Source organism: Pseudoalteromonas ostreae, from assembly GCF_018069805.1.
Classification (GTDB): Bacteria; Pseudomonadota; Gammaproteobacteria; order Enterobacterales; family Alteromonadaceae; genus Pseudoalteromonas; species Pseudoalteromonas ostreae.
The window spans coordinates 154611-171106 of the sequence record NZ_JAGPYN010000005.1; the positions used below are offsets into that span (position 1 = coordinate 154611).

At 41.5% G+C, this 16496-nt stretch carries 18 protein-coding genes; 9 read left to right on the plus strand and 9 right to left on the minus strand.

The genetic code is table 11. The features are described 5' to 3' along the window. Positions 1–2 precede the first annotated feature (2 nt). The 6 genes from murC (at position 3) to lpxC (ending at position 6651) form a co-directional block, all read left to right on the plus strand. Positions 3–1442, plus strand: coding sequence for a UDP-N-acetylmuramate--L-alanine ligase (gene murC / locus J7338_RS05830; protein ID WP_228732926.1), 1440 nt, complete (start codon positions 3–5; stop codon positions 1440–1442). Then, positions 1439–2359: a D-alanine--D-alanine ligase gene (locus J7338_RS05835; RefSeq protein ID WP_210796169.1), complete on the plus strand. Its 921-nt coding sequence runs from the start codon at positions 1439–1441 to the stop codon at positions 2357–2359. Before murC ends, J7338_RS05835 begins: the two co-directional genes overlap by 4 nt. Position 2360: 1 nt before the next feature. After that, complete coding sequence (locus tag J7338_RS05840; RefSeq protein ID WP_210796170.1) at positions 2361–3140, plus strand: cell division protein FtsQ/DivIB; 780 nt, start codon at positions 2361–2363, stop codon at positions 3138–3140. Next, entirely contained in the window at positions 3137–4369 is a 1233-nt protein-coding gene (gene ftsA, locus J7338_RS05845; RefSeq protein WP_210796171.1) for a cell division protein FtsA, read from the plus strand. Before J7338_RS05840 ends, ftsA begins: the two co-directional genes overlap by 4 nt. A 21-nt stretch (positions 4370–4390) precedes the next feature. Continuing rightward, positions 4391–5635 (plus strand): cell division protein FtsZ, encoded by a 1245-nt coding sequence (gene ftsZ, locus J7338_RS05850; RefSeq protein ID WP_210796172.1) that lies wholly within the window; start codon positions 4391–4393, stop codon positions 5633–5635. 104 nt (positions 5636–5739) lie between these two features. Further along, positions 5740–6651: a UDP-3-O-acyl-N-acetylglucosamine deacetylase gene (gene lpxC, locus J7338_RS05855; protein ID WP_210796173.1), complete on the plus strand. Its 912-nt coding sequence runs from the start codon at positions 5740–5742 to the stop codon at positions 6649–6651. 90 nt (positions 6652–6741) lie between these two features. On the opposite strand, the gene yjjG is transcribed toward lpxC, so the two are convergent. The 3 genes from yjjG to J7338_RS05870 form a co-directional block, all read right to left on the minus strand. Then, entirely contained in the window at positions 6742–7416 is a 675-nt protein-coding gene (gene yjjG / locus J7338_RS05860) for a pyrimidine 5'-nucleotidase (protein ID WP_210796174.1), read from the minus strand. Beyond that, complete coding sequence (gene yjjX / locus J7338_RS05865; RefSeq protein WP_210796175.1) at positions 7416–7961, minus strand: inosine/xanthosine triphosphatase; 546 nt, start codon at positions 7959–7961, stop codon at positions 7416–7418. The genes yjjG and yjjX overlap by 1 nt, the downstream gene beginning before the upstream one ends. 67 nt (positions 7962–8028) lie before the next feature. Further along, complete coding sequence (locus J7338_RS05870; protein ID WP_210796176.1) at positions 8029–8928, minus strand: phosphoribulokinase; 900 nt, start codon at positions 8926–8928, stop codon at positions 8029–8031. A 137-nt stretch (positions 8929–9065) separates the two neighbouring features. Between J7338_RS05870 and J7338_RS05875 the strand changes: the two genes are divergently transcribed. Together J7338_RS05875 and J7338_RS05880 are read left to right on the plus strand one after the other, a co-directional pair. Further along, the gene (locus J7338_RS05875; protein WP_210796177.1) at positions 9066–9935 is read left to right on the plus strand and encodes a TolB-like translocation protein; all 870 of its coding nucleotides are present in this window, start codon (positions 9066–9068) and stop codon (positions 9933–9935) included. A 77-nt stretch (positions 9936–10012) separates the two neighbouring features. Continuing rightward, positions 10013–10378: a hypothetical protein gene (locus J7338_RS05880; protein ID WP_145236916.1), complete on the plus strand. Its 366-nt coding sequence runs from the start codon at positions 10013–10015 to the stop codon at positions 10376–10378. Positions 10379–10428: 50 nt separating this feature from the next. Here J7338_RS05880 and J7338_RS05885 read toward each other — a convergent pair whose 3' ends face one another. From J7338_RS05885 to J7338_RS05910, 6 genes are all read right to left on the minus strand, one after another. Continuing rightward, positions 10429–12999: a M1 family metallopeptidase gene (locus tag J7338_RS05885; protein WP_210796178.1), complete on the minus strand. Its 2571-nt coding sequence runs from the start codon at positions 12997–12999 to the stop codon at positions 10429–10431. A gap of 97 nt (positions 13000–13096) precedes the next feature. Beyond that, entirely contained in the window at positions 13097–13777 is a 681-nt protein-coding gene (locus tag J7338_RS05890) for a site-specific integrase (RefSeq protein ID WP_210796179.1), read from the minus strand. A gap of 77 nt (positions 13778–13854) precedes the next feature. After that, on the minus strand, positions 13855–14205 hold the full coding sequence (locus J7338_RS05895; protein WP_145236925.1) for a DUF2750 domain-containing protein: 351 nt from the start codon (positions 14203–14205) through the stop codon (positions 13855–13857). Between the two features lie 17 nt (positions 14206–14222). Continuing rightward, the gene (locus tag J7338_RS05900) at positions 14223–14801 is read right to left on the minus strand and encodes a glutathione S-transferase family protein (protein ID WP_210796180.1); all 579 of its coding nucleotides are present in this window, start codon (positions 14799–14801) and stop codon (positions 14223–14225) included. 68 nt (positions 14802–14869) lie between these two features. Further along, positions 14870–15151 carry a peptidylprolyl isomerase gene (locus tag J7338_RS05905; protein WP_145236931.1) on the minus strand — a complete coding sequence of 94 codons (282 nt, stop codon included), beginning with the start codon at positions 15149–15151 and terminating at the stop codon, positions 14870–14872. 85 nt (positions 15152–15236) lie between these two features. Further along, positions 15237–15809 (minus strand): glutathione peroxidase, encoded by a 573-nt coding sequence (locus J7338_RS05910; RefSeq protein WP_210796181.1) that lies wholly within the window; start codon positions 15807–15809, stop codon positions 15237–15239. Positions 15810–15933: 124 nt separating this feature from the next. On the opposite strand from J7338_RS05910, the gene J7338_RS05915 reads away from it, so the two are divergent. After that, on the plus strand, positions 15934–16422 hold the full coding sequence (locus J7338_RS05915) for a GNAT family N-acetyltransferase (RefSeq protein WP_210796182.1): 489 nt from the start codon (positions 15934–15936) through the stop codon (positions 16420–16422). The last annotated feature ends 74 nt before the right edge of the window (positions 16423–16496 follow it).

Below are 16496 nucleotides of genomic sequence, written 5' to 3' on the forward strand. Positions count from 1 at the left end.
AAATGTCAACACACAAGAGCACTCGCCCGGCAATGCGCCGAATTAGCACGATCCACTTTATTGGTATTGGTGGCGCAGGAATGGGCGGTATTGCCGAAGTACTCGCATTTGAAGGATATCGTATTACTGGCTCTGATATTGCCCATAGTGCAATGACCGAACGTTTGATCCAAGCTGGCGCTGAAGTGTTTATTGGCCATCATCAAAGTAATGTTAAAGATGCCAATGTAGTGGTGGTTTCAAGTGCAATTGATGAAACTAACCCTGAGATTATTGCTGCTAAGGCGGCACGTATTCCGGTTGTGCGTCGTGCAGAAATGTTGGCCGAGCTAATGCGCTTTCGCCACGGTATTGCTATCGCTGGCACTCATGGTAAAACCACCACCACTAGTTTGATCGCGAGTATTTATGCTCAAGCTGGTCTGGATCCAACCTTTATTATTGGTGGCTTACTTAATAGTGCGGGTAGTAACGCAAAAGTCGGTAAAAGTGATTTTTTAATTGCTGAAGCTGATGAGAGTGATGCGTCATTCTTGCATTTGCAGCCTATGGTATCGGTGATCACTAATATTGAAGAAGATCACATGGATACCTACGGCGGTAGCTTAGAAAAAATGAAAGACACTTATGTGGACTTCATTCATAACCTGCCTTTTTATGGCCTTGCTGTGGTGTGTATTGATTCAGAAGTGGCAGCTGAGCTTATTCCGCGATTTGGCCGTCCTGTGATCACTTATGGTGAATCGAGCGACGCCGATTACCGCATGACTGATTTTAGCCAAACGGCAAATACCAGTCAGTTTAAAGTGCGCACTAAGCAAGGTGATGAGCTCACGGTACGATTAAATATGCCAGGTAAACATAACGCACTAAATGCGACTGCTGCGATTGCTGTTGCAAAAGATCAACAAATTGCTGATCACGCGATTTTAGAAGCATTGCAACAGTTTGAAGGTATTGGGCGTCGTTTTCAGCATTATGGCGATTTTGAAAACGAACGTGGCAAAGTAATGCTGGTGGATGATTATGGTCATCACCCTTCAGAAGTTGCAGCGACTATAGCGGCAATTCGCCAAGGTTGGCCTGATAAACGCTTAGTAATGATTTATCAACCACATCGCTTTACTCGTACTCGTGATTTATATGAAGACTTTGTAAAAGTGTTAGCCGATGTTGATCAGTTATTATTGCTTGATGTATATGGCGCTGGTGAAGAGCCAATTATTGGAGCAGACAGTAAAAGTTTATGCCGTAGCTTACGTCAACGCGGTAAAGAACCACTGCATGTTGCGAATAGCTCTGAACTAGCAGGAGTATTAGCTGATACGTTACAAGATAATGATTTAGTTATAACCCAAGGTGCTGGTAATATTGGTCAATTAGTAAAAACACTCGCGGCGACATCGCTGTCGATTGAGCAACTTAAGCAGGTAAAGGTATGACGCAATTAAACACACAGTTTGGCAAAGTGGCGGTGTTGTTGGGTGGACACTCAGCTGAGCGCGAAGTATCACTAAAATCAGGCCAAGCGGTATTGAACGCATTACAAAATGCGGGCGTTGATGCAATTGGCTTTGATCCAAAAGAGCAACCGTTATGGCAATTAAAAGAACTCGGCATTCAACGAGTATTTATCGCCCTGCATGGTCGCGGTGGTGAAGACGGTACTATTCAAGGTGCACTTGAGTTTATGGGGTTGCCATACACTGGCAGTAACGTATTAGGCTCAGCATTGGCGATGGATAAAATACGGTGTAAGCATTTATTTAAATCTGCGGGCTTGAGCACTGCGCCTTATGCGGTGGTGGATAGCAAATGTGGTTTTGATGCTACAGCGATAATGAATGAACTGAAAAAAGTGATGGTAAAACCGTCGCACGAAGGTTCTAGCATTGGTATGGCGCAAGCAAATAATGCACAAGAGCTTGAAGCTGCTTTAGCAGAAGCGTTTAAGTTTGACAGCCAAGTACTGATTGAGCAGTGGATAACAGGCCGCGAATTTACCATTACTGTATTAGGCGATGAGGTACAGCCAGTAATTGAAATGACCACACCAAATGGTTTTTATGATTACCAAGCAAAGTATCAGTCAAATACCACGCAATATCATTGCCCAGCAGACTTATCAGCTGGCGATACCACGCATTTACAAGCAATGGCTTTAGCTGCATTTGATCTAGTGGGTGCCAGTGGTTGGGGTCGTGTTGATGCAATGCAAGATGCAGACGGAAACTTTTATTTGTTAGAAGTAAACACAGTACCGGGAATGACTGAAAAATCGTTAGTGCCAATGGCTGCTAAAGCAAATGGTGCAAGCTTTGAGCAATTAGTTGTTCGCATTTTGGAGCAAACGCTTTAATATGCATCCCTTTTTGGAAAAAGCGCAACAATTAAAACAACAACTAAATTGGTCGCTAATTTTAGGTGTGAGCTTTTTTTTAATCGTGGTTTTTAGTTTGGTGCACATCACCAGCGGCGTTAGACAGTGGTTGGTGGAAAATAAAGATGCGCAAATAAAGCATTTAGCGGTGTTGGGGAAACCTCAATACACAGATGAGAAAGCGATTATTAGCGCAATTAAAAAAGCCGACTTATCGAGTTTTTTTGATTTAGACGTGAAAAACATACAACGTCTAGTGCAAGACTTACCTTGGGTGGCTACTGCATCGGTACGTAAGCAGTGGCCAGATACATTACAAGTGTATGTGGTAGAGCATCAGGCTGTCGCAGTGTGGAATAGTGATTTATTACTTAACCAAAGCGGTGAAGTGTTTCAAGCTAGCAGTACAAAGCTCAGTGATGACCTGCCACAACTTTATGGCCCTGAGGGCAGTGAATTTGAAGCATGGGGAGCTTTCAAGCAGCTTGATGACATGCTTAAGGTTAATAATTTAAAGTTAACCAGCCTAGCATTGTCAGAGCGATTTTCATGGCAGTTATGGCTCGATAACGGTATTCGCCTTAAATTAGGGCGTAAAGAAAAAGCTAAACGGGTACAACGGTTTATCGATGTTTACCCGCGGATGGAAAAACGTGCAGATGCACAAGTAGATGTAGTGGATTTACGGTATGATACCGGCCTTGCAGTGAGCTGGAAGCTCCTGGAAGAAGCGCAATTACAAAATAAGAGTAAGGCATGACTAAGTCAGCAGAAAGAAACCTAGTGATTGGATTAGACGTTGGCACCTCAAAAGTGGTGGCCACGGTTGGTGAAATCACCGCAGATAACAAACTCAGCATTGTTGGGGTTGGCAGCCAAGTGTCCCATGGTATGGATAAAGGCGGTGTAAACGACCTTAACTTGGTGTCGGAGTCTATTCGTCGTGCAATCGATGAAGCTGAACTTATGGCTGATTGCCGTATTAGCTCCGTGTATTTGGGGATCTCAGGTAAACATATTCAGTGCCAAAACGAAAGTGGTGTTGTGGCAATTAATAACACCGAAGTGACTGATGAAGACATTGAAAATGTTATTCATATTGCGCGTTCTGTGCCTGTTTCAGCCGAACGTAAAATGCTGCATGCACTGCCGCAAGAATACAGTATCGATATGCAAGAAGGGATTAAAAACCCACGTGGTATGAGTGGTGTACGAATGGAAGCCCGTGCTCACATTATAACTTGCTCAAACGATATGGCTAAAAATATTGAAAAATGTGTTGAACGTTGTGGCCTGGAAGTTGATCAACTGATTTTCACTGCATTAGCGTCGTGTTATTCGGTATTAACCGATGACGAAAAAGAGCTCGGTGTTGCGGTACTTGATATCGGTGGCGGTACGATGGATATCACTATTTATATCAATGGTGCGTTGCGCCACTCTGCAGTTATTCCTGTAGCGGGCAACCAAGTGACTGGCGATATTGCAAAAATATTTCGTACACCGATATCCCATGCTGAATCACTCAAGGTACAATATGCATGTGCAAGTAGCCAAATGGCCAGCAGCGAAGAAACTATTGAAGTGCCTAGTGTAGGCGGGCGACCAGCGCGGTTGATGTCGCGTCATACCTTATCCGAGGTGGTTGAGCCACGTTTTAGAGAATTATTTGAATTAGCGATGGAAGAAATTCATCGTTCAGGATTAGCAGACCAAATTGCAGCAGGACTCGTCATTACTGGCGGTAGTGCTAAAATGGCTGGCGCGATGGAAGTGGCTGAAGACATTTTCCAGATGCCAGTGAGAATAGGCAAACCTATAGGGATAGTTGGTTTGACAGATTATGTAGATGACCCTTCATATGCAACGGCGGTTGGCTTATTACAATATGGCCGCACAATGCAGTCGATGAATGCACAAAAATCGAAACCTGAAGGCGATAATAGTTGGTGGAACCGCATAACAAAGTGGTTTCAAGGCGAGTTTTAATACTCAAGTCGGAGAGTAAACATGTTTGATATAATGGAACAACACAGCGAAGAAGCTGTTATAAAAGTAATCGGTGTGGGCGGCGGCGGCGGTAACGCTGTTGAGCACATGGTTAAGCAACAAATTGAAGGCGTGCGTTTTATTGCCGCTAATACGGATGCTCAGGCATTACGTAACTCATCAGCAGATATTACAGTGCAACTAGGTACTCAGATCACCTCTGGGCTAGGTGCGGGTGCAAACCCTGATGTAGGTCGCAAATCAGCAGAGGAAGACGCAGATACTATTCGTGCCAGCCTTGAAGGTGCTGATATGGTATTTATCGCTGCAGGTATGGGTGGCGGTACCGGCACTGGGGCTGCGCCTGTGGTTGCCAAAATTGCCAAAGAGTTAGGTATTTTAACGGTTGCTGTTGTGACACGTCCGTTTGACTTTGAAGGTAAAAAGCGCGCAGCAGCGGCTGAGCAAGGTATTAACGAATTATCAGAAATTGTAGATTCACTTATTACAATTCCTAACAATAAATTGCTTAAAGTTTTAGGCAAAGGGACTACACTATTAGATGCGTTCGCTAAAGCAAATGATGTATTGTTTGGTGCCGTGCAAGGTATTGCTGAATTAATTACTCGTTCTGGTTTAATTAACGTGGATTTCGCCGACGTACGTACAGTAATGTCAGCTATGGGTACTGCGATGATGGGCACAGCGTCTGCATCGGGTCCTGATCGTGCGCAAGAAGCTGCAGAAGCTGCAATCTCAAGCCCACTACTTGAAGACGTTGATTTGACTGGTGCGAAAGGCATCCTAGTTAATATCACTGCAGGTATGGATATCGCGATTGAGGAGTTTGAAATTGTTGGTAATCACGTTAAAGCATTAGCATCTGAAAATGCAACTGTGGTGGTTGGTGCGGTTATTGACCCTGAAATGACTGATGAATTACGTGTAACTGTAGTAGCTACAGGTTTAGGCGGCGATCGTCGTCCACAGTTTGGTGTTGTCGATAACGGCTTTAAAAAAGCATCAGGTTCTGATGTAAATGGTTCAACAAACCAAACGAACAGTATGTATGTACCAAGCTTTGCAAGCCAAGGTAGTGGTGACGAAATGAGCTCAGCTCCAGCGACTGAAAAGCACGAATCGAGCATGACAACGCAAAGCAATAGTGGTTTATCTAAAACCAATGATAGCGGTAAAAAGTCTGATAAATCAGACGGTGGCGATTATTTCGACATCCCTGCATTTTTAAGAAAACAAGCGGATTAAGCAAAAAAGTAATTGTTTTTGTTTGAAAAGCAAACGAATTTGGCAGCTGGTCGTATCTGTGATACAATCCGCGGTCTAACTGTAACTATTAAGTGAGCGAAGCTATGATTAAACAGCGTACCATTGCAGAGATAGTCAAAGCCATAGGAATTGGACTTCACAAAGGTGAGAAGGTCACTATTACTCTCCGACCTGCGAGCGCAAATACTGGGATAGTATTTCGTCGTGTCGACCTTGATCCGGTTGTTGATTTTGAAACAACACCTGAAGCCGTTGGCGATACGCAATTGTGTACCTGTTTAACCAATAAAGATGGCGTTCGCTTATCCACAACTGAGCACCTTATTGCTGCGGTAGCGGCAATGGGTATCGATAATTTGATCGTTGAATTAGATAGCTCAGAAGTACCAATAATGGATGGTAGTGCATTACCATTCATTTATTTGTTACAAAAAGGCGGCATTGCAGAGCAGAATACGGCTAAGCGCTTTATTCGTATTAAAGAAAAAGTACGTATTGAAGAAGGTGATAAGTGGGCCGAGATTGAACCATATGATGGTTTTCATATCGACTTTGAAATTGCTTTCGATCATCCGGCAATCAATGAAAGCCGCCAGCGTATCGGTTTAGATATTACTACGCAAAGCTTTACAGAAGAAATCAGCCGCGCACGTACTTTTGGCTTTATGAAAGACATTGAATATATGCATGCTAATAACCTAGCTTTAGGTGGCAGCATGGATAACGCCGTAGTATTGGATGAGTTTAAAGTACTTAATCCTAACGGTCTGCGTTATAGCGATGAGTTTGTTAAGCATAAGATTCTAGACTGTGTTGGTGATATGTTTATGACAGGCCACAACATGTTAGGAAAAATTACAGCTTATAAATCAGGCCATGACCTGAATAATAAGTTACTTCGTAAAATTATGGCGACTGAGTCAGCATGGGAATGGGCAACATTTGATACCCCAGTATACATGCCAGCACCAGGTTTAGAAGTAGCTACAGCTTAATCGGCAAACGCTTAAAACAGTTATAAAAAATGACGCTATCTAGCGTCATTTTTTTGTTTAAATATTTAAGTCGATTGGTATTAAACCTTTTTACAATCCTAACAGCTGTTGTAACTGCACCAGCTCAGTCACTTGGTATGTTGGTTCAATGCCTTCTGGTAGAACTGTGTTGGGATGCTGTAGCCAGCAGGTATCAATCCCCGCATTTTGGCCACCTAAGATATCGCTGCTTGCGGTATCACCGACCATCAAGATCTGTTCTTTTGGTGGATTACCTAACAGTTCAAAAGTGTGATAAAAAATTTCTGCGGCTGGTTTTGCAATTCCCACTTGCTCAGAGATAATTAAACAATCAAACATCTCTTTTAATCCGGTATGCTCTAAGCGACGTGCTTGTAGCTGGGTAAAACCATTGGTGATAATGCCTAATTTAGCATGCGGTTTTAGTTTATTTAGCAGTTCAATAGCACCAGGTAATGGTTCGCAGATCTCAGCCATGGCAGTTAAAAAATCATCATTAAGCTGTTGAGCTGAAACATTGAGCTTATTAGCCCACTCACTAAATCGAGTGACTTGTAGGTGAGTAGCGGAAATAGTATTGTTTTGATACTCAAGCCACAACGGTTTATTTGTTGCTTGATAATGACTGTAATCAGCGTCATTAAAATCTACGCCATAAACTGCAAACATTCTTTTTAAGCCTGCATAGGCATTAAAGCTAAATAAGGTTTCGTCGGCATCAAATAAAACATGGGTGTACTTCATTAAACTTCCTTAGAGTAAAGCGCGGGATGAAGAAAAGGCGCCATAGCGAGTGTCAGCGCTTGCGTATAGGTACTTTCTCGGGTGGCATGATGATTAGTTAATAAACCAATAGCACCGCCTTGCTGTTTGATATTGGTAGTATTAAATGCGTTATCCATTACATCGCCAAGTTCTTTGCCTTGCAATAACGCATTATACAGGCTTGGGGGTAAAGGAAGGTTACTACTACGACCGATAGCACGTTGTTGGTTATCAGCAATGACTACAAATGCAAAGGTAGCAGGGCCGTAGCTAAATTGCTCAGCACCACCTTCCATTGCAACATAAAAATCAGCTTGGTAATGCTGCTGGCAATACAAGACGCGATTTTGTGCGCCTATTCGTGTTTCATCTTCACCTATTGGCTGATCAGGTACTTGTGAAGGTGCGTCAACTCCTTGACAATCAATCGTCATATCAGGGTAATAGAGAGAGAAAATACTGCGGGCAGCATTTATTTTTACCGGATTTTTGGAACCGACGAGAATGCGTAATGGCTCTGTCATGCTGATATCTCCTTTTATGATGAAGTCAGCAGTTTACATAAGCTATATATTTCAGCAAGCGTATTTCTTAAATAGGCAAATCAACGGGGGCTAATTCGGCAAGCGCACGCTTTTTAAGGATAATATCTTTGATAAGTGGGGTTAATACTAACTCCATAGCGAGTCCCATTTTTCCACCAGGGACCACTAAGGTGTTGATCCGTGACATAAAGCTGCCTTCGATCATACGTAGATAATACGGGAAATCGACGTCATCTATGCCACGAAAACGAATAACCACAAAGCTTTCATCAAGGGACGGAATATCTTTTGCGCTAAATGGGTTGGAAGTATCAACAGTTGGTACACGTTGAAAGTTTATGTGCGTGCGTGAGAACTGTGGCGTAATGTGATTAATGTAATCATCCATACTGCGGACAATTGAGCCCATAACAGCTTCGCGAGAGTGACCACGTTCAGAGGTGTCGCGGATTAACTTTTGGATCCACTCAAGGTTAATGATAGGCACCATACCAATTAGTAAATCAACATGCTTAGCTACATCATGATCTTCATCGACAACACCCCCATGCAGTCCTTCGTAGAATAAAATATCGGTGCTGCTTTCCAGTCCTTGCCACGGAGTAAAGGTACCTGGTAGTTGATTGTATGGCACGGCTTCGTCAAAGGTATGCAAATAACGACGTAATTTACCTGCTCCAGTATCGCCATAGGTGCTGAACAAACCTTCAAGGGCTGCAAAGTCATTAGCTTCACGACCAAAGTAACTAATATGTTTACCTTCTTGCTGCGCTTCGCGAACTTTTTTATCCATCTCAGGACGAGTATAGCGATGAAAACTGTCGCCTTCTATAAATGCGGCCTCAATATTAAGACTGCGAAATATATGCTTAATAGCACTTGTCGTGGTGGTAGTACCCGCACCAGATGAACCAGTGATCGCAATAATAGGATGTTTAGCTGACATAATTTTTCTCGTTTTAAGTAGCTCTGTAGTTATAAGGCGTAGTAAGGGGGTAGGTCAAGTGACATATCAATAACAGACTTGGGAATAACTATAAAATAGCGCTATTATAAGGGCGATAAAAATAATTAGAGAATGATATGAAATTGACTTTACCTTGGCTAAGTTTTGTTGCCACCCTTGCAGTTACCCCTAATAGCGTTTTAGCTGCGATGCCAAAAAGCGAAATTTTACTTGCTAAACTTAACACAGAATATGGGTTACAAGTAAGCCGTATCACTAATAATGATGTTTATAATAATCAGCCTTTACTTACCAAAGGTGGAATTTATTTTACCCAAGAAGTGCAAAGTGAAGGGCAAAGTCAAACAGATCTAGCTTTTTATGATTTTACCAATAAGCAAGTAACTAATTTAACAAATACTGCTGTGAGTGAATACTCGCCGACTTTAACACCTAATGGTAAGGCACTGTCAGCTATCGTAGTCGAGGCGGATGGTAAGCAGAAGTTATGGCAATATCCGTTTGACGATAATGTTAAACCAAGTCGTATTTTTGAGTGGATAGAACCAGTTGGTTATCATGCTTGGGGCGCCAAAGATGATATGGTGATGTTTATTTTAGGCGAACCACATACTTTACAATATACTCAGGTTGCTGCAGCAAAGCCCAAAGTGGTTGCTGAGCATATTGGCCGTACGTTGACATTTAATCATGAATTAGCTGCTTATACATTTAGTTATAGCAAAGCACAGCAGCACTGGTTAGCAAGTTATGATCCGCAAGAAAATACCGTCACTGACCTCTTTCGTTTACCGCAGACGGTACAAGATTACGCATTTAAAGACGCTAATACGGTCATTTATGCGGTCGATAATCGTGTTTACCAGCGCCAGCTAAATAGCCCTGAGCAGGTCTCGCTATGGCTTGATTTAACGCCTTTCTGTGATAGCAATATTACCCGTATGAGCTACTTAAATGATCAACTCGCTTTTGTATGCGTTAAATAACTATAATATAAAACTTTGCAGGTTCTTGGCTGTGCTGTAGTTTACAGCTAAGAGCTTAATGAAAATCAAGGATATCCATGTCAGCTAGTCCAGAGCAAATCAACGAGCAACTTATTGCATTAGAGTGCCGTAGTAATTTTAGAATTAAGAATATCACTGAATATATGTTACCTAAGTCCAAAGAAGCAATTTATTTGCATATAGAAGGTGGCCAAGCCAAGCTTGTGCTTCGTCCTGCACTGGAAGTCTTTAGTGATGATTTTAATAAAATAGCCGGCGTTAACCGCATTAGCGGTTTTTTTCATAGTAGTGAAATGACACGGTTTCCAACGCGTATTTTTAAAAGCACGAATCCAATCCATTATGGAATTGGTTTTAAAATGACTAGCGTTGAAGGTGCAAAAGAGTTTATTTCCCAGCTAGTAAAAATTATCAATGGATAAATAACGCTGTTGATAAAAAAAAACGGCAAGCCATTGGCTTGCCGTACAAATTAACGTTTTAAGAAACTATTAACAGAAACGAGTTCACGTTCTTTAAGTGCAATACAATTATTTACGCTTTCTTCAAGCTTGCTTAAGGTACGGGCATAACCTGGCTCATCAGCAATTTTGCTCATAAAGAAAGTTTGCGTTTTTGCTAAGCTACTGGCGCTACAACCTGAGGTGGTAAAGTTAGGCAGGTTAGGCACGAAGAAAGGTGGCAAGTTTGCAACTACTTTATCGTAATTCGCGTATATCCATTCAATAAACAAAGCTTCACGGACTTTCGTGTAAGCCTGTCCTGACATAATCGTACGCATGTCAGATGCAGTGACATCGTCACTTAAACTGTAATTTAATACCTTAGTTTGTAGCTCTGGTGTGCCAAAGTAACTCATAGCCGCTAGCATTTTTGTACGCACTTGCGGATCTTTGGTTGTTTTAAAGGTATTGATATACGCATCGAGTAGATTTTTATCACCATGGAATGCAGCTAAGTTTAAGTAGATTGACGCAAGGTACGGATCAACTTTTTCTGGGTTATTTAAGTAAACACGGGCTTGTGCCTTGGCGGTATTGATCACACTTTGATCTTCACCATCAAAACCTAAACGTGCAACTACTTGAGTACGTAATTGCGAGATTGCAGCATCTTCATTAACTTTTGCGGTTAAACCATACTGTTTAGCTGCAGGCATGATGCTTTTACGAATAAATTTAGGCCACAGATCTTGGTTGCTTTCATCTTCAAAGGTACGTTTTTGTGCGGCTAAATAACCCAAAGCGGTATTTGCAACGCGTGGATGTTTGTCGCTTACAAAAACTTCTAGTGTTTGCATTAAATGTGCAGCTGAAATAACACCAGCATCTAGTAATGCATCAGCGGCAGACAATAACGCTAAACGTTCTCGTGCTGTCAATGACTGGGCGGCGTTATCAATCAATGCAGCAAATTGTTTGTCATCCATCACCCAGCGGTAATAACCTAAAGCGCCTTGATCTGGATAAATCCACTCAGCTTCAAATTCAACTTCAACAGTTTGATTGGCTTTAGTGAGTAATACATTGGCTGTTTTAACTTTATCGCCAGCACCGTATTTTATTGCAACTGGCACATTCCAAAGCTGTGCAGGAGCATCAACGCCCGCGTTAGTAAAGCGGCTTTGATTAATGGTAATCGTTTTACCTTGCTGAGTCACTTTGATTAGTGGGAATGAAGATTGTTCGATAAACGATTTTAAAACCGCTGCCACATCTTTATTTGATGCTTTACCAAGGGCTTGCCATAAGTCGGCTGCTTCGGCGTTTTTATACGAGAACTCTTTTAAATAAGCGCGAATACCCTGCTGGAAAGCCTCTTCGCCAATCCAGTTTTCAACCATAGCTAATACCGAGCTGCCTTTGCTATAGGCTAAGCCTAGGCCGTCCATAATATCGGCTTCGGTTTTGATTGGTTTACGAATTGGCTTAGTACTTAAACGAGCATCTAACGCCATAACGTTATTTTGCGGCAGGTCTAAATGTGATTCAAATTCAGGGTTAAGCTGGGCTGTGATTTTAGCAGCCATCCAGCTTGCAAACGCTTCATTTAGCCATAAGTCATTCCACCATTTCATGGTTACTAAGTTACCGTACCACTGGTGAGCAAGTTCATGAGCGATGATAGATACATTGCGTTGTTTTTTATTGCGAGTCGCTGTGGCCAAATCAAGCAGCAAAATATCTTCACGGTAGGTAACTAAGCCTGCGTTTTCCATGGCACCGAATGGAAACTCAGGAACAGCGACTGAATCCAGTTTTTTATAAACGTAAGGAATACCAAAGTAGCCTTCAAGTGCGGCCAACACTTTTGGCATTGCTTGCTCGGCATATTCACCTAAGTGAATTTTACCTTGTGGCGTGATCACACGGCCTGGAATTGGCATGCCTTTGACTTCACGCTCCTCAAATGGACCGACAGCCATCGCCACTAAGTATGAAGGAATTGGCGGGGTTTTATCAAAAAAATGAGTGGTCATATCGCCATTAACGGTCGTTTTTAACTCAGGTGTATTGGCATACACTTTTTGAGAGCTAGGTGCTGTAATCGTTAATTGGAATGGGATTTTATAACTTGGTTCATCAAATACAGGGAATGCGCGGCGGGCATCGCTCATTTCAAATTGGGTAAATAAATACGGCACACCCTGATCTAAGGTTTTATACAGGCCAACACTTTGGCGATTATAGGGGGCAGTGAAGTCGACTTTAAGCGTGTATTTACCCGGTTGAATTTGCTCATCGCAGCTAAACTTTACTTTACCTGTTTTTAGCATTTCAGCACTTAAGTCACAGTTTTCAGCCCCAAGTAGTTTGGCCATTTGGGTTGCGTAAGCAACACCATTTAGCTCGATATAGTTAGTGGGCTTAAGTACTTCAAGGGCGATTTCTGTCATGCCGCTAAAATTTTCTTGAGCTGGATCAAGCGTTAAAGATACGTATTGAGAACTTGGTTTTGCGAGCTTTTCGAGTACAAATTCATTAGCATGCGCCGAACTTACGGCAACGGCCACACTGAGTGTGAGTAGGCTTTTAATAAACATAGAGATCCCTGATACTTTCTTGTTAGAGTTGTACTAAGTTATCTTAACAGTTTTTAAACAGTGAGTAATGAGCTTGTTGAGTTGGTAACAAAGTTTGTCAAATGGTGTGACGCTGATTAAAGCGGTGCCAATTTATATGCGGGTTGATCACGCGTATTTGTTGGCAGATCTGATTAAGAGTGGTTACATTGCTAAATTCGGTCAATTCATATTCATTAAAGCCAAGCAGATAATTAAAAGCATCTTTAGTGCCTGCCTGAATTGCATAAATGCGGATTTGCTGCTCAAAATTGAGCCTTAGACTGCTGACAGCGGTTTTCATACCAAGTTGATCGATATTGGGAATATCACACTTTTGTAAATAGCCAGCACGCTCTCCTTCTCCAGAGAACCAAATGCGAACTTTCTCGCTATAACGACCTGATTTAGATGGTAAGTCAAACAATAGGCGAGCGTGTCCTTGTTGTTTAACTGCTGCGATATACTCGTTTAAGCCAGCATCAAAAAGTGCTTGATGGATAGGCACAATACGGGCTTTTATCTTGCCGTGGGTATGGAAATGAAAACAAAGGATCTGTTGATGTTCAACAATATCGCACAGCTGTAAATGGCCAATTTCGTCACTGTAAGCTCCGCTGTAATAAGCGATTAAAGGGAGCCAAAAATGCCAGTGTTTCGGCTGTTCGCGAGGTAAGCGTTGATCACCATATATATAGCCATGGTAAAGCGTATGTAATTCCATAGCGGAAAAAGGGCGGCGACCAAGATGGGATTTCAACGTAATACCCTGAAAGTAAAGATTTGCGCTAGTTTATAGCAAATAAACCAGCGCAGTAAAGCAATGTTAAATAATGCTTATTCGCTTAGTGCGCGTGCTAATCCAACCGGTTCGATTTCAACACATACTTGGTCGTCATTCCAGTTTAGACCTACCAGTGCATCATCTTCTTTTAGATCTTCAACCCAGTCATCTAAAAACTCATCCAAGGTGATTTGCAGTGGGCTGTAATCGGCCCATTCTTCTTTACACTGGGCTTTTGCTGTTGCTTCACTTTCCCACAATAATAGTACATCGGTGTTTTCAAATTGGTTAGAGTCACAAACCACAAAACCGCCATCTTCAGCACCTAGCGCCCAGATTTGTTCACTTTGACGTACTTTTTCAACAAAACTAACTAGTTCTGATTCAATTTCGATATCACTCATGTGTTTACCCTTAAATGTTAATTACGTGGATCGGTTTGCTGCACTGCCTGTTGCTGAGCAAAGGAATAATAGAACTTCATTAACTCGGTATGTGCCGTTAGATCCGTTAACTCGCGGAAGCAAATCCAATCAAGTAAGCAGTATAAACTGATGCACAGGTATTCACAGCTTTTAAATTCGGCATCTGCAAAATGGTTATTTAAATAGCTTAATGTTTCAGCAATGCGTTCATTTTGTAGATTAAAAAATAATTTATCATCCTTTGTATCGAATCCTGAACGCTGACAAAGCAACAACTCAACCAGTGAATCATTGCATGCATTAATGATTGTTAGTAGGTGCTCTTGTTGCCAATTCAGACGAGTTTGACTGTGTTGTTCGAGCAAAAAGCGGATGATGTTATTTGAATCAGCCAAAGTTTGCTGCTTAGTGATTAGCACTGGAATTTTTCGGGCTGGATTATTTTTTATCATCAGCTGACGATCAGTGTCTGAAAAAATATCTAAGTTGATAAACTCAAGACTGCATTGATTTAACAGTGCCCAAATACGAATGCGGCGTACAAATGGCGAGGTTGTTGAGCCTAATAGTTGCATGTGCTTTCCTTGGGATAAAAAGAAAGCCGCAGAGGCGGCTTTCTTTTAGGTTAGTAATAAAACCAACGTTATTCTGTACGGCTGGTCACTTCAAGTAAGTGGTAGCCAAACTGAGTTTGCACAGGACCTTGTACTTGATTAATCGGTGCTGAAAATACCACTTTATCAAATTCAGGAACCATCATTCCAGGACCAAACTCACCTAATGCACCGCCATCCTGACCTGAAGGGCAGTTTGAATGTGCCTTAGCTAACTCAGCAAAATCTTCGCCTTGTTCAATCTTGGTTTTTAAATCTAAGCACTGCGCTTCGCTGTCTACTAATATGTGTCTTGCACTTGCCACTGTCATAAAATCTCCCGTTTTAAAGTGGTGTTTTTTTAATCGAATCTTACGTTATTCTAGTTCAATAATGACTATTTGTACCAGTATAAAATTAAATATCTGAAATTGCTTGTTCTATTGCTTTAACTAATTTGTCTGAATCTGGCTTGGTTTTGCTATTAAAACGTTCAACCTGTTTGCGATCTGCAGATACAAGGTATTTATAAAAGTTCCAATTTGGTGAACTAGTTTGGGCATTTAAATGTTTAAATATAGCATTGGCATCACTGCCTCTGACTTCGCTGGTGGCAAACATAGGGAAGGTCACGCCGTAATTTATAAAGCAAATTTTAGCAGTGTCTTTTTCGTCATTTTCTTCTTGGAAAAAATCATCAGAAGGAAATCCCAGTATCACTAAACCTTGCTCTTGGTATTTTTGATATAGCGCTTCAAGCCCTTCAAATTGTGGCGTAAAACCGCAGTTGCTTGCCGTATTGACTATCAATAAGGGTTTATTCTTGAATTGACATAAATTGATACTCTCTTTAGAGCGAAGTTTGCGCATAGTAACATTAGTGAAATCATCACACGATGTAGCCTCAGCCTGCTGTTGGCTTGTTTGCTCTGGCTGTGCATAAACATTACAACTGAGTATTACGCAGCATAATAAGAATTTGTTAAACATACCGATTCCTTAACTTGTTGTGGCTGAACACCTGAGATAGCAGTCTACCGCATATTTTGCAGTAGTGTGACTTTAATTCATACGTTACTATGCAATGCATTGATCAACAACCGCTAAAAACAAAATGACAATACGATTAGCAAATAGTAATGATTTAGCCGTCATAGTTGCAATTTATAATGAAACAATAGCAAGTCGAATGGTCACAGCCGACACCGAACAAGTCAGCATAGCAGACAAACAAAGTTGGTTTAATAGCCATACCGAGCAGCGGCCTATTTACGTTTATGAGCAAGACTCTAAGGTGATAGCCTGGCTTAGTTATAAATCTTTTTATGGTCGTCCAGCCTATGATGGAACGGTAGAAATCAGTATCTATATTACAGCATTTTCACAAGGTCAAGGGCTTGGTAAACGCTTACTTACTTTTGCCCAAGAGCAAGCTAAGTCATTAAATATTAAAGTACTATTAGCATTTATATTTAGTCATAATATACCGAGTATTAAATTGTTCGAGCGCTTTGGTTATCAACAATGGGGAGAATTACCTAATGTGGCTATTATGGATGACAGTCAATACAGCTTAACTATTTTAGGTAAGCATTTGGGGTAGATATACGGCTAAAAATAATCCTTTAGATTATGTTAATGCAGAAAACTTAGACTACGCTTTTACCATCTTAAGTT

Excerpts from the sequence above, each read along its gene's own strand:
- murC (WP_228732926.1), top strand. The coding sequence starts at position 3 with ATGTCAACACACAAGAGCACTCGCCCGGCAATGCGCCGAATTAGCACG.
- J7338_RS05835 (WP_210796169.1), top strand. The coding sequence starts at position 1,439 with ATGACGCAATTAAACACACAGTTTGGCAAAGTGGCGGTGTTGTTGGGT.
- J7338_RS05840 (WP_210796170.1), top strand. The coding sequence starts at position 2,361 with ATGCATCCCTTTTTGGAAAAAGCGCAACAATTAAAACAACAACTAAAT.
- ftsA (WP_210796171.1), top strand. The coding sequence starts at position 3,137 with ATGACTAAGTCAGCAGAAAGAAACCTAGTGATTGGATTAGACGTTGGC.
- ftsZ (WP_210796172.1), top strand. The coding sequence starts at position 4,391 with ATGTTTGATATAATGGAACAACACAGCGAAGAAGCTGTTATAAAAGTA.
- lpxC (WP_210796173.1), top strand. The coding sequence starts at position 5,740 with ATGATTAAACAGCGTACCATTGCAGAGATAGTCAAAGCCATAGGAATT.
- yjjG (WP_210796174.1), bottom strand. The coding sequence starts at position 7,416 with ATGAAGTACACCCATGTTTTATTTGATGCCGACGAAACCTTATTTAGC.
- yjjX (WP_210796175.1), bottom strand. The coding sequence starts at position 7,961 with ATGACAGAGCCATTACGCATTCTCGTCGGTTCCAAAAATCCGGTAAAA.
- J7338_RS05870 (WP_210796176.1), bottom strand. The coding sequence starts at position 8,928 with ATGTCAGCTAAACATCCTATTATTGCGATCACTGGTTCATCTGGTGCG.
- J7338_RS05875 (WP_210796177.1), top strand. The coding sequence starts at position 9,066 with ATGAAATTGACTTTACCTTGGCTAAGTTTTGTTGCCACCCTTGCAGTT.
- J7338_RS05880 (WP_145236916.1), top strand. The coding sequence starts at position 10,013 with ATGTCAGCTAGTCCAGAGCAAATCAACGAGCAACTTATTGCATTAGAG.
- J7338_RS05885 (WP_210796178.1), bottom strand. The coding sequence starts at position 12,999 with ATGTTTATTAAAAGCCTACTCACACTCAGTGTGGCCGTTGCCGTAAGT.
- J7338_RS05895 (WP_145236925.1), bottom strand. The coding sequence starts at position 14,205 with ATGAGTGATATCGAAATTGAATCAGAACTAGTTAGTTTTGTTGAAAAA.
- J7338_RS05900 (WP_210796180.1), bottom strand. The coding sequence starts at position 14,801 with ATGCAACTATTAGGCTCAACAACCTCGCCATTTGTACGCCGCATTCGT.
- J7338_RS05905 (WP_145236931.1), bottom strand. The coding sequence starts at position 15,151 with ATGACAGTGGCAAGTGCAAGACACATATTAGTAGACAGCGAAGCGCAG.
- J7338_RS05910 (WP_210796181.1), bottom strand. The coding sequence starts at position 15,809 with ATGTTTAACAAATTCTTATTATGCTGCGTAATACTCAGTTGTAATGTT.
- J7338_RS05915 (WP_210796182.1), top strand. The coding sequence starts at position 15,934 with ATGACAATACGATTAGCAAATAGTAATGATTTAGCCGTCATAGTTGCA.